Consider the following 12,223-nt stretch of genomic DNA (forward strand, 5'->3'; position numbering starts at 1 on the left):
TATTTTGAAGAGCGGAGGTTATCTGCATGCTCACACAGCTCACCGTTTCCAACTACGCAATTGCAGAGCGAGTCGAACTGCAGTTCAACAAAGGAATGACAGCCCTCACTGGCGAAACTGGCGCTGGCAAGTCCATCGTTCTGGACGCCCTCGGGTTAGCCATGGGGAGCCGCGCTGACGCAGGAGCCGTAAGGCATGGCGCAAAGCGTGCAGATATCACTGCAACATTTGACGTTGCAGGTATCCCCGAGGCTTTACAATGGCTTGAACGCCATGAACTGGATGACGACAACGACTGCATTCTGCGGCGGGCAATCAGCAAAGATGGACGCTCAAGGGCTTATATCAACGGCCAACCCTGCCCGCTTGCGCACCTGAAAGATCTGGGCGGGCTATTGATGGACATTCATAGCCAACACCAACATCAATCACTCCTGCGCAAAGAAACACACCGCAAGCTGATTGACGAGTTCGCTGGCGCGAAAACGCTTGCCACCCAGACTCGCGAAGCCTGGAAGGTCTGGAACCAAATCCGCACGAAGTTGACCGAACGACAGCAAAATGCAGAAGAGTCTGAAGCTAAGCTGCAACTTCTGCGCTATCAAGTGGAAGAACTTGACCGGCTTGCGCTGGAAAGCGGCGAGCAGGAACAACTGGAGCAGGAACAGGCGCACCTTAGCCAAGCTGACGCCATTCTTCACAACACCCAGCAGGCCGCACTGCTGTGCACCGAAGATGAAACCAACGCAGCAGGTTTGGTTCGCCAGGCACTGCAGCAACTGGAGCAGTTACCGGTTGAGGTACCAGCGTTAGCCGACACCATTCAAATGCTCAACGAAGCACAAATACAAATCAGCGAGGCGGGCGACAACCTCCGTCATTTTGTGGATGACTACGAGGCCGACCCCGCGCGCCTGAGCCAAGTTGAAGACAGGCTCAGCGCGATATACCAGATGGCCCGCAAGCATCGCATCAACCCCGAGGAGCTTCCCGAGTTCCATAAACGGCAAAGCGCAGAGCTAGCCGAACTGGACGGTGGCGAAGGTAGCCTAGAAAAGCTGGAAGAGGAGCTGGAAAGCCATCGCGACCGTTTCAATCAGCTAGCGCGTAAGCTTTCAGAAATGCGAGCCAAGGCAGCGGGCGAGCTGGAGCAGCGTATTGCTGGCGAGCTGGCTCAGTTAAGCATGCCATCAGTTCAGTTTGTTACTCACTTAAGCCGCAACAATCAGGATGAACCGGCACCGCACGGACTTGAAGAAATAGAGTTCTTGGTGAGTGCCAATCCAGGGCAACCCGCAAGACCTCTCGCCAAAGTAGCGTCCGGCGGCGAACTGTCACGCATCAGCCTCGCGATTCAGGTGGTTGTCGCTCAAACTTCGACAACACCAACCCTGATCTTTGACGAAGTGGATGTCGGTATTGGCGGCGGCACAGCTGAGGTGGTTGGCAAGCTATTGCGCTCACTGGGAGCCAATGGCCAAGTAATCTGCGTGACCCACCTGCCACAGGTTGCAGCCCAGTGCCACCAACACTTATTTGTTAGCAAATTCACACAGCAAGACGCGACTTTCTCGAAAATCGAATCTCTGGACGACCAGGGAAGGATTAGTGAAGTGGCAAGAATGCTAGGCGGCGTGGATATGACTGAACACACCCTTGCCCACGCGACAGAAATGTTTTCCAAGGGACAGGCCACCCACCACTGATCAGATGGCGCAGGCGAGATTCCCTCTCGATTCCCCTCTCAACTTTGAGAGCTATTGGGGCAGGCTTAACGGCCCGCCCCTTTTTTATACCACTTCTAGCGCTGAATGCTTACTTTAAGGGCTTAACGTAAAGAATCAGGCTGTGCTCGACAATCTCGTAACCATGCTCTTTCGCTATTTTCTTTTGGCGCTCCTCAATCACCTCATCAACAAACTCAATTACTTGCCCTGTTTGAGTACAAACCATGTGATCGTGATGGTCTTCTCCAGCCATCTCGAATACTGCATGGCCGCCTTCAAAGTTGTGGCGTAACACCAGCCCCGCAGTCTCAAACTGGGTAAGTACGCGGTACACAGTGGCCAGACCCACATCGTCACCCTGATCCAGAAGCCGCTTATACACATCCTCGGCACTAAGGTGGTGATCCTTGGCGCTTTCCAGAATGTTGAATATCTTCACTCTCGGTAGAGTTACTTTAAGACCGACTTTACGTAGTTCGGCGTTTTCAGATGGCATGTTACTATTCACTCTTTGGTGTGCCTCACGGCTTCCGGTATGATGAAGCCGCCATTTAACGGTTAACCCGTGCCACACCTGCCCTTGGCAGGCGATTTCAAGATAGAGGATTTCCTCCGGCGATGCAAAAGCTCACAGCTCTCATTCTCACTCTGATTCTATCCGGTTGCGCTTTTCCGGGCGTTTATAAGATCAACGTCCAACAAGGCAACATTGTAACTGCTGAAGAGCTGTCCAAACTCAGCGAAGGCATGCCCCGCAATCAGGTTCAGGCGTTGCTTGGGAGCCCTCTAATGCTCAACCCCGTCGATAGCTCGCGGGAGTACTACGTTTACACCTTCCAACGTCGCGGCGGCGATATCCAAGAGCAGCGCATCATCGTCTATTACGACGCTGACCGTTACTCCCATTACGAAGCACAACTATTAGACGAAACACCAGCTTACTGAGCCGATCAAGACTTCTTTTTGGCCCGATTCAGGCGCGCCTGCTTCGGGTCGATCTTGAGCGGACGGTACAGCTCTACCCTGTCTCCATCCCTTAACTCATGTTCAGCTGGCTTTTTGATCACCTTGCCAAAAATCCCCATATCGATGGAATCCGCGTCGATTTCCGGGAAAATAGCCACAATGCCAGACAACTTCACGGCCTCAATCGCCGATGCCCCTTCAGGCACCTGCACCTTCACGATTTCCTGTTTATCTGGCCGGGCGTAGGCCACTTCAACCTGCGGCATTATGCGCCCCCTTTGTAGATGTCGTCAGCCCGACGGCAGAACGCATCGACCATAGTTGTGGCTGCCTGATTAAACACCGGCCCAAAAGTCATTCGCGACAGAGAGCCTGAAAACTCAAACTCCAGAGTCAGAACCACTTTGCACGCGTTGTCATCCAGTGCCTTGAAGTGCCATCGCCCTGTGAGATTGCGAAATGGGCCATCCACAAGATTCATTTCAATGGCCTCCGGCATCAGCAACTGGTTGCGCGTAGTGAGCTTGTGCCGCACTCCGCCTTTGGCAATTTCCAGCGATGCCATTATCTGATCCGAGTTTTGCTGGTGAATTTCGGCACCTGAGCACCACGGCAAAAACTCGGGATAACGGGCAATATCATTTACCAAGTGAAACATGCGCTCAGCAGAGTGCATAACCAGAGCTGTTTTATCAATCTGATGGGGCATCGGAACCGGTTGTCCTGCTTACAAATACACATTAAGACCGACCACAGCCGCCAGATAACGAAAGATAGCTGCAATCAAACGCTATGATAAAGGATATCGTCGTCTTTAGGGGCACTTTCAGGGCCCAGTTGCGGCTGAGCGGGCTTATTTTCAGGTGCTTGCTCTGCCGGGAGCAGTTCTCCCGTCTCGTCAGTAGATTTATCCGGGTTTGAACCGCTCTCGCCCGCACCCACCGATTCAGAAGCCTCTCCACCGCCTTCCCGCTCGACCATCTCAGGCGCTGGTTCGCACCAAAACGCTTCACTGCCATTGTCGCATAGGCTACCGAGTGAACTCGCGGTGTAATGAATGCCAATATAGACAACAGCCAGAGGCAGCACCAAGCGCATCACCCAAAACCAGATTGCGCCAAAAATTCCGGGCGTTTTCCCCAGCATGGTTTTAGATAGATTGCGTGTTAGACCCCAGCCGGTAAAAAACGCGATAAGAACGGCCACCAGCGGAATCATCAAGCCACCGGTTAACAGCTCCAGCCAACGAAAAACCGTCGCTCCGCCTACCAGGTACTCTGCCCAAAGGTTAAACGAAAACAAGGACACCAGCCCCGCAAGCCAAACTGCGAGCCCTACCAGAATCACTGATAGGCCGCGGGGCGCAGCCGTCCACTCACGAAACCAGCCAACTACCGGCTCGAGCAAAGCCAAAGACGTTGACCACACAATCATCACAACCACCAGAAATACAGCAGTAATAATGAACTGGCTAGAAGCTAATTCTGAAAGCGCTACCGGAAGCGAAATAAACAAAAGGCTAAAACCGCGCTCACCGTCAAACACATTGCTTTGCGTAGCCATCGCAAAAATCATCAACCCAGCCAAAATCGCAACCAAGGTATCCATCAAAACGACCGCTAAAATGGATCGTTTAAGCTGGGTGTGCGGCGTGGTGTAAGCGCCCAAAACCGCCCACACCCCCATACCTAACCCCAAGGTGTAGAATGCATGAAACAGCGCAGCACTCAGGCTGGCCCATGTAAGGTCCTGTGGGTGCATTTCAATAATTTTACTGCTTGCGGCATCAATTTTTCCGTACCACGCAGCAAGCCCGAACAGCGCCATGAGCAGCACCAAAGTGGCTGGCACTACGATTCTATATGCGCGCTCAAGCCCTCCGACGACCCCTTGGCCAGACACCCACAGCACCATAATCAAGAAGAACGCATGCCAACCCATGAACACACGAAACTCTCGCGGATCGGACACCAGCCCGGCAAGAATACCGGTGGCACTGGCTTGGTCTACACCGGAAAATTTACTTGTGGCGCCAAAAAAAACATAGGCCAGCGCAATAGCGCCAAACACTGCAGTAAACGATAGAACGAAAAAGGCACTCACCACGCTGAGCCTGCCCACGGCCATCCAAAGTCGCGAGCGCTTTGCACTGCGAATCAGGCCATCCATTGCCAGCACAATGCCATGCCGGGCGTGGCGGCCTATGACGGCTTCAGTCACCATCAGAGGCAAAGTGACCAGCAGCAAACAACCGAGATACAATAAGATAAATAGTCCGCCGCCGTGCAGGCTGGCCAAATAGGGGAACTGCCAAAGGTTGGCCAACCCCACAGTTGCACCCACTGCAGCCCAGAAGAAGGTTGTTTTTCGGGTAAACGACCCGATATGTGTCTGGTATGGCGTCGGCATTTTCGTCTCAGATAGTATTGGACGCCCTATTGTAGCCGAAGGGCTCCTTCAGGCACGAACTGCCAGCACCTTGTATAGGCCATTTCGTGACCAGTCTGGCACTCCTGAGCTACAATGCCCGTTTTTCCGGTCTGCACAAGATCGGCCCGTTCATTCGTCCGCATCCGGATAATTGATTCATGAGCAAGAAAAAACCCGGTACGCCGAGCAGTACCATCGCCCTTAACAAAAAGGCGAAACACGAATACCACATAGAAGAGCGCTTTGAAGCCGGGATGGTTTTACTCGGCTGGGAAGTAAAATCACTGCGAGCTGGCAAGGCCCAAATTACTGACGCTTACGTGTTGCTTAAAGACGGCGAGGCCTTTCTACTAGGCGGCCACTTCCAGCCTCTTACGGCCGCGTCTACCCATGTGATTGCCGACCCCACTCGCACTCGCAAATTGTTGCTTCATGCCAAAGAGTTGGCCAAGCTGATTGGGGAAACGAGCCAAGCGGGCCAAACTTGCGTGCCTCTGGCGCTGTATTGGAAAAAGAATAAAGTGAAGTGTGAAATCGCTTTAGTGAAAGGCAAAAAGCTATTTGACAAGCGCGCCACCGAGAAAGAGCGGGATTGGAATCGCCAGAAACAGCGGATTTTGCGTGACGGCAACGCCTGACCTCTAAATAATCAGGCGTTACTCCTACTTATACTTCGAACGGTGCATCGCAGGGGGAGGGCCCATGCCACCCAAACGAACCCAAATGACCTCGGTGGATCGCTCATGGTTGCGCATGGACACACCAAGCAACCCGATGATGATCGCGGCCGTTTTGGTATTTGACAAGCCGATCCCCATAAGCCGCCTGAAGCTCATCCTCAACGAACGCTTTTTGCGTTTTCAGCGGTTTCGCCAGCGCATTATTGATGAGGGCGACAAGGTATATTGGCAAGACGACCCCCTGTTCGATATCGACAACCACCTACATCGGATAGCGCTACCGGGAAAGGCGGCCAAAGCCGAACTCCAAGCACTCACCAGTGATTTAAACAGCACCTCTCTGGATCTGCGCCACCCCCTCTGGCAAATTCACTATATAGACAACTACCAAGGTGGCTGCGCACTTCTAATACGCATCCATCATTGTATCGCCGATGGCATTTCCCTTGTGAGGGTGTTGCTTTCACTCACTGACAAAACGCCAGAGCCCGGCAGTAGGCGAATTGCTCCACGTAAGGTTCCAGAGCAACCGGCATCCTCAGCAGTGAGCCGACTCCTGCATCGCGCCCTCGACACAACCGAAGCGGCAACAGGTCAGGCCCGCTTGTTCATGCAATCGGTTCGCGCGCAACCTAACTACCCGTTAAAACTTGCCACTGCCGCCACTGGTGTGGCCACGGATTTGCTCAAACTAGGTCTTTCACCCTTCGAGCCCAAAACCTGCCTCAAAAGCCCACTTTCTGGTCGCAAACAAGTTGCTTGGGCCGAACCGCTAGATCTAGTGGAAGTGAAAGCCTGTGCTAAGGCGCTGGGCGGCACCGTCAACGATATACTGTTGTGCGCAACAACGGGCGCTCTGCACCGGCATTTTAAAGCGAGCAAGGAAGTTATTCCGGATTGCGGCATTCGTGTGGCGGTGCCTTTTAATCTGCGACCACTCAATCAACCGATCGAAACACTTGGAAACCAGTTTGGTCTGGTGCTGGTCTGCCTACCGGTTGAAATCGCGGATCCGATCATGTGCTTTCGGCAGGTGCAGGAAAACATGAACCGCCTCAAACAGTCCTACCAAGCACAAGTTACCTACAGCTTGCTGGACCTGTTCGGCCGCGGCCCGGACATACTGGAGCGACGTGCGTTGGATTTGCTCAGCAACAAGGCCTCCGCAGTGCTTACCAACGTACCCGGCCCCAGAGAGCCGGTTTATCTGGCAGGCAGTAAGTTGGTGCAACCCATGTTCTGGGTACCACAAAGCGGCAATATCGGTATTGGCATAAGCATTTTCAGCTACGCGGGTACCGTACAGTTCGGCATTACGGTGGACAAAGCTATCCATGCAGACCCCAACGCCGTAATGAACTACTTCCACGAAAGCTTCAAAGCACTGAGCCACGCGGCTCTGGCAGGCCGCCAGCAAAGCAGTACGCGCCAGGTCTCATAGGCGTTAAAACGGCAATTAGAACGGCATGAACGCCTCCTGTGCAAAACAACAACAAAGAGGCCTTGAAGTCAGGCAAGGCGCCCACATATACTGTGAGTAAGGGGACGACATGGCTTCGACGCTGGTGGCGAACCCTTGGGTGCATGTCGAGATGGCAGCGAATCTCGTTAATCCAAAGCTGCAATGCAATAGTCGCAAACGACGAAAACTACGCACTAGCAGCGTAAGCTGCTAGTCGTCCTGACTGGGTCGCCCGTAGCCCAGAGCTACATCTCAGGACGTCATCGCTTACGGGATGCTCCGTTATCCAGAGTTCACTGGCTAACGGCTAAGATTTAAAGAACTCGCCTCTTGCACCCTGGCCTTCGGGTCGCTTGAGGTTAAATCAATTGAAGGACATAAACATGTAGATCTCAAGGCATAGTGCTGGCGGACGCGGGTTCAATTCCCGCCGTCTCCACCAAATCTCGAAAATTTAAGCTTAGAAATCAATAGCTTAAATTGTCAAAAAATCATTGTATCGCACCGGTGAGTTACACGGTGCGATACAATGACCCTTCGAACTCCCACATACATCACTACCAACCGCCTTGGCATATTCGTCTTTCAGATTCGAATACCGCGCCAGTTGAGGCAAAATAGAGCCTTCTTTAGAAAATCACTCGGCACGCGCAATCGCAGTGAAGCAGTGGTTCGTGCCCGCAGGTTATGGCTGATGTTCGACGAAGTTAAGGCTAGATTTTTCGATAACATCGAAATGTTCAATGAAGCCATGAAGGTCTTGGGGAATTACGATGCCAATACCACAGGCTTAAAGGCATGGGATGAAATTGAAAGCTATCTCACACAACTGAATTCATACGAGAGCGCGCTTCTTGGGCGGGCTATCGATTACCGGACGTTAAGGGACAAGCACAACTCTGCCGCTGCAGTGAATCCGAATGACCCACAGGCACTGAGTGAACTGCAAGCATGCAAAGAGTCCATCACGCAGCTACAAACCGAGCTGAGATCAATACGTGGACCATCACTCGACTCACGCCCCCTTAGCTCCTTGATAGCTGAATACTTGGAAGAAGCCAAAAAGGGCTGGTCACCCAAAAACATCAAGAAAAATTCAGACAGCATCAAGCCCAAGTTAGAACTACTCATTCATGTGTTGGGAGATTTGAATGGTTCCGATCTCCAACGAAGCAGCATCGTCGCATTCAAAAATGCGCTTTTAAGTCTGCCCAAAAATCGAACAAAAGGCATTTACGCGAACAAGACTATTGCGGAAATTTTGGAGATGGATATTCCTGATGACGCAAAGCTATCGGGCAACACTTTGAAAAGCTATCTCGGTCGCGCGTCTATGTTTCTTCAATGGATGACAAAGAACAACTATGCCCTGCCTGACCTACATTACCCACTCCAAGGCATCCGGTTTGATCAAAAGCCTGACCATGAACAACGCTCTACTTTTACTGATGACGAATTACGCCGCCTGTTTGAATCGAAAGAGTACACAGTCACAGGTCACAAAAGGGCTTCCTATTACTGGGTTCCACTTCTAGCACTATTCACCGGAGCCCGTCAGTCAGAACTTTGCCAGCTGTACAAGTCTGACATTCGTCAAGACGATGAAACAGGCATCTGGTATATCGACATCAATCAAGAAGAAGACAAGTCGATTAAGAAAGCCCATCATGCGCGAATGGTCCCAATCCACAAGCAGCTCATAAAAATGGGTTTTCTAGACTACGTAAGACAACTGAACCACCCCAGACTTTTCCCCGATCTGACCAAGAAAAGGGATGGATACGGTCAACGCTTCTCTCGTTGGTTCTGCGATACGTACATAAATGAGAAAAATTGCGGCATCCGTCGTGGCAAGAATGACGGTACTGATCCAGTGTTCCACTCATTCAGACATACCGTTGAAACCAAGCTTGATCATGAATATCACATCCCAAGCCACCACATTGCCCACCTAGTCGGACAGAAACCTGATGGGAAAAGTGTAACGGTAAACCGCTACATCAAACCAAAACACCTAAAAGATAATCAGAAAATAATCAATAAGTTAACTTATGCATGCATTGATTTCAGTAAGATCATGCACTGGAAGCGCGGGATTCGCTCTTAATTTTCAGCGAACCCACCACCAGATGAACAGCACTGGTCCTAACAGTAGGGATGTAACCCTGACCCAGATGGGCAGGGCATCCCATTCATCCCAACTGTTGTAGACGTGTTCGTTGAAGTAACTGATACACAGCATCGATACCGCGAACCAGATGACGACCATCATTACCGACAGCAGGCTAATCAAATTTCCACCTCATGCATTAGCTAGTTGAGCAATTCGCCGAATCAGCAGTTCTCCCCATTCCTCACACGCGGTTTGATTGGGCATAAACGCTCCAAGCCCACCATCCACAAACCCGGCATTGATCATCAGGGCAATCAACAGCTGGTCCCGGCTTAATTCAAGGGCATCAGCCCAGTCCAGAAACGCCTGAAGGTGTTCTTCAGAAAGCCCGGTAATGACCAGATTCTTTTTCTTCGTTGGTTTCATTGAGCACTCCATCAAGGTGACCCCGGTATTTATGGTCACCCCGATGAAGAACCGGTGTTAGTCGTCAGAATCCCCACGTAACCGGGCTTCAGCTTCACGGTATGCGATTTCCCATGAATCCGTGGAAACGGGCATACCGTCATCACCAAGGGGCGCTACACCGTCTCTCCGGCGCTTTTCTGCGATCTTGGCAATGTAATCAGCTAACATAGGATTGATACCGCGACTGCGGTCAGCTGCGTCAGAGATGGAGTCGTGGTAGTGGTCGTATTCTTCCGGGAACCGGTCAATGTGGATTTTCCGGGCAAGTTCTTCGATCTTGGCTTTCAGTCGATCTTCCCGGTCAATGGCTTCGATCTCGCTGGCGGTTTTCCCGGTGCGGGCTTCCCGTCCCTTTCGGAGTTCTTCTTTTTTGAATCGGTTCATAGCATCACCTCACTTGATGTTAAAACGAAAGGTCATCGCGTTGCACTGGCTAATGGTCAATGCGCGTATCTGTGCGGAGTGGTGGGCACGATCCAGAATCAGCACTTCCCGGAGTGGGTTTTCATACCGGAGTTCTTCGAACCACTGGCGGTAGAAGAAGGGGACAGCGGTTTTCAGGTCACCGGCATAGGTGAACAGGTCACAGCGGATCATCTCACCGGGAACATCCAGCTGTTCGCGAATCCGGGACTGCTCCCGGAATACCGGGCTGTGGTGTATCAGTGCGTTGTATATCTCGTGCTGGAATCCAAGGCTGGTGGATTCGAATTCATAGGTTTCAGGGGTGAAACCGTGTTCCAGCAATAAGGCAGGAAAATCAGAAAAACTCATGGTCACGAACCTTCGTTGTTGGCTTGCCTGTGATCCGCCAACTCTCCAGAAGGTGCGTGACCATTATACCGTTATGTGGGCACCCCGTCAGTAAACGCCAGCCGGACCCATAGTCAGCAGGCGACCGTCTTTGCCCAGATAGTCACCAATGCGCCAATAATCGGCATCGTCTCCCCCGATCAGACGAAGGTCCGTTCCTGATTCGTGGAATAGGCTGAACTTCTTCAACTTCTTAAACAGAACCTTCTTGGCTTTCAGGTAGAATTTGGGCGGCATCGGGTTCGTGATTGCCAAGTGTAGATGGGGCTGGTGGTTCGCCTGTTTTTCGATACAACCGAATCCTTTGAATCCTTTGTTTTTGTCGCGGTACTTTGACCCGAACAGGTCAGAGTTTATGAAGTGCAACAGGTTGTTCGCCTTCTTCATCAACGTCTGATCTGGCACCAGCCAACGACCATCGTCATTCCGGTAGCGGATGCGGGGTTCCTGAACGGTCAAGGTCAGTAAAGCCGTTGGCTTCGTATCGAAAGCCAGCCGGGACATTCCCCGCTTCAAGGCTTCCCGCGTGAACGCGGTGGTTTCATACTTGATCATTGGGGATTGGGCTTCGCCCAATACACCCCGTTGGGGTGTCTGTACTACTGTGTTCATTCTGTTGTCTCACTTTTATTATTGTTATTGTCACTTCCTTCCCCTTACAGGTACGGACAGACATAGCTTCGCCATCAAGAGCCGTCCCGAAGGTGGTGGTTCCCGTTGGTAAAGGGTGGGCAGAATCCCTGCACGGCAGCGGTGCCCATCCCAACAAAAAATGTCCAGAAATATGTAGGCGCACTTTCTGGAATTTTTGCCCTTTTATTGATTGTTATTTTTGATTAATAACTCAACACTAATCGCTTTTTTCGATTATCCGGTAGCACCCCCAGAACACTTTCCCCGGAAATACATCCAGTTCTCTGTAGTGTCATCCTGCTCATACCGGTGCAGGTACTCCCCCAACGCCTGAAGCACTAGGTTCGACTGACTGAAACCTGTTTGCCGGGATACATCGTCCAGCTGCTCAACGATGTAATGGGGAAGCGAGAAGTTCTTTTTGGTGGTTTTGGGTGTAGTCATGGAGCACTCCTGCAATATTGTTTACTACACAGGTATGTATCTTTTTCGGATTTCATCGACTTTCGTAGTCCATTCGACCTGTCACTTTGGGTACACCCACCGGATACACCTAGAAAAGCGTCCACTAAAGGTCGGATTAACTGTATACTTGACACTTCTCCTTTGGCTCTATAATCCATGGGATACACAACGGCGAATTCACCACCATGAGGAAGCACCATGGAATTCATCTATCGTCGTGTGTCCACCGCTGAACAGAAAACCGACCGCCAGCTTCCCGGAATGAACGTAGACCGGGAGTATGAAGACAAGCTATCCGGTAAAGACCTGAACCGCCCCCAGTTGACCGCCATGCTGCAAAATCTCCGCGAAGGGGATCTGGTTCACGTTCACGAACTTAGCCGTCTGGGTCGTTCAGTACGGGATTTGCTGGACGTTGTTCAGCAGGTCGTGGACACCGGTGCGACGTAAGCGCTCCACGAACTAC

Annotated in this window: 15 protein-coding genes and 1 other RNA gene; 7 read left to right on the forward strand and 9 right to left on the reverse strand. The window is 51.7% G+C overall.

The features are described 5' to 3' along the window. The first annotated feature begins 26 nt into the window (after positions 1-26). Positions 27-1,706 carry a DNA repair protein RecN gene (gene recN / locus KO508_RS07350; protein ID WP_216007702.1) on the forward strand — a complete coding sequence of 560 codons (1,680 nt, stop codon included), beginning with the start codon at positions 27-29 and terminating at the stop codon, positions 1,704-1,706. Positions 1,707-1,815: 109 nt separating this feature from the next. Here recN and fur read toward each other — a convergent pair whose 3' ends face one another. Then, positions 1,816-2,223, reverse strand: a complete 408-nt coding sequence (gene fur / locus KO508_RS07355) for a ferric iron uptake transcriptional regulator (RefSeq protein WP_216007703.1) — start codon at positions 2,221-2,223, stop codon at positions 1,816-1,818. Positions 2,224-2,345: 122 nt separating this feature from the next. Between fur and KO508_RS07360 the strand changes: the two genes are divergently transcribed. Next, positions 2,346-2,672, forward strand: a complete 327-nt coding sequence (locus tag KO508_RS07360) for an outer membrane protein assembly factor BamE (RefSeq protein ID WP_216007704.1) — start codon at positions 2,346-2,348, stop codon at positions 2,670-2,672. A 5-nt stretch (positions 2,673-2,677) separates the two neighbouring features. Here KO508_RS07360 and KO508_RS07365 read toward each other — a convergent pair whose 3' ends face one another. The 3 genes from KO508_RS07365 to KO508_RS07375 all read right to left on the reverse strand — a co-directional run bounded on the left by KO508_RS07365 (position 2,678) and on the right by KO508_RS07375 (position 5,102). Beyond that, positions 2,678-2,959, reverse strand: coding sequence for an RnfH family protein (locus KO508_RS07365; RefSeq protein WP_216007705.1), 282 nt, complete (start codon positions 2,957-2,959; stop codon positions 2,678-2,680). Next, on the reverse strand, positions 2,959-3,402 hold the full coding sequence (locus tag KO508_RS07370; RefSeq protein ID WP_216007706.1) for a type II toxin-antitoxin system RatA family toxin: 444 nt from the start codon (positions 3,400-3,402) through the stop codon (positions 2,959-2,961). The genes KO508_RS07365 and KO508_RS07370 overlap by 1 nt, the downstream gene beginning before the upstream one ends. Positions 3,403-3,476: 74 nt before the next feature. Beyond that, positions 3,477-5,102, reverse strand: coding sequence for a sodium-dependent transporter (locus KO508_RS07375; RefSeq protein ID WP_216007707.1), 1,626 nt, complete (start codon positions 5,100-5,102; stop codon positions 3,477-3,479). Positions 5,103-5,281: 179 nt separating this feature from the next. On the opposite strand from KO508_RS07375, the gene smpB reads away from it, so the two are divergent. From smpB to KO508_RS07395, 4 genes are all read left to right on the forward strand, one after another. Continuing rightward, positions 5,282-5,761 carry an SsrA-binding protein SmpB gene (gene smpB, locus KO508_RS07380; RefSeq protein ID WP_216007708.1) on the forward strand — a complete coding sequence of 160 codons (480 nt, stop codon included), beginning with the start codon at positions 5,282-5,284 and terminating at the stop codon, positions 5,759-5,761. A gap of 64 nt (positions 5,762-5,825) precedes the next feature. Further along, entirely contained in the window at positions 5,826-7,244 is a 1,419-nt protein-coding gene (locus KO508_RS07385; RefSeq protein ID WP_216007709.1) for a WS/DGAT/MGAT family O-acyltransferase, read from the forward strand. Positions 7,245-7,344: 100 nt separating this feature from the next. Further along, positions 7,345-7,707: a transfer-messenger RNA gene (gene ssrA / locus KO508_RS07390) on the forward strand. 87 nt (positions 7,708-7,794) lie between these two features. Continuing rightward, positions 7,795-9,372, forward strand: coding sequence for a site-specific integrase (locus tag KO508_RS07395; protein WP_216007710.1), 1,578 nt, complete (start codon positions 7,795-7,797; stop codon positions 9,370-9,372). Between the two features lie 195 nt (positions 9,373-9,567). Here KO508_RS07395 and KO508_RS07400 read toward each other — a convergent pair whose 3' ends face one another. From KO508_RS07400 to KO508_RS07420, 5 genes are all read right to left on the reverse strand, one after another. Continuing rightward, positions 9,568-9,804, reverse strand: a complete 237-nt coding sequence (locus KO508_RS07400; protein ID WP_216007711.1) for a hypothetical protein — start codon at positions 9,802-9,804, stop codon at positions 9,568-9,570. A gap of 57 nt (positions 9,805-9,861) precedes the next feature. Next, the gene (locus tag KO508_RS07405) at positions 9,862-10,230 is read right to left on the reverse strand and encodes a hypothetical protein (RefSeq protein ID WP_216007712.1); all 369 of its coding nucleotides are present in this window, start codon (positions 10,228-10,230) and stop codon (positions 9,862-9,864) included. Positions 10,231-10,239: 9 nt separating this feature from the next. Continuing rightward, entirely contained in the window at positions 10,240-10,620 is a 381-nt protein-coding gene (locus KO508_RS07410; RefSeq protein WP_216007713.1) for a hypothetical protein, read from the reverse strand. Positions 10,621-10,707: 87 nt separating this feature from the next. After that, positions 10,708-11,271, reverse strand: coding sequence for a hypothetical protein (locus KO508_RS07415; protein ID WP_216007714.1), 564 nt, complete (start codon positions 11,269-11,271; stop codon positions 10,708-10,710). A 255-nt stretch (positions 11,272-11,526) separates the two neighbouring features. Beyond that, positions 11,527-11,736 (reverse strand): ribbon-helix-helix domain-containing protein, encoded by a 210-nt coding sequence (locus KO508_RS07420; protein WP_216007715.1) that lies wholly within the window; start codon positions 11,734-11,736, stop codon positions 11,527-11,529. Between the two features lie 219 nt (positions 11,737-11,955). Here KO508_RS07420 and KO508_RS07425 point away from each other — a divergent pair, with 219 nt between their 5' ends. After that, positions 11,956-12,207: a recombinase family protein gene (locus KO508_RS07425; protein ID WP_216007716.1), complete on the forward strand. Its 252-nt coding sequence runs from the start codon at positions 11,956-11,958 to the stop codon at positions 12,205-12,207. Positions 12,208-12,223 lie beyond the last annotated feature (16 nt).

The sequence above is a fragment of the Marinobacter salexigens genome (assembly GCF_018860765.1).
Lineage (GTDB): Bacteria > Pseudomonadota > Gammaproteobacteria > Pseudomonadales > Oleiphilaceae > Marinobacter > Marinobacter salexigens_A.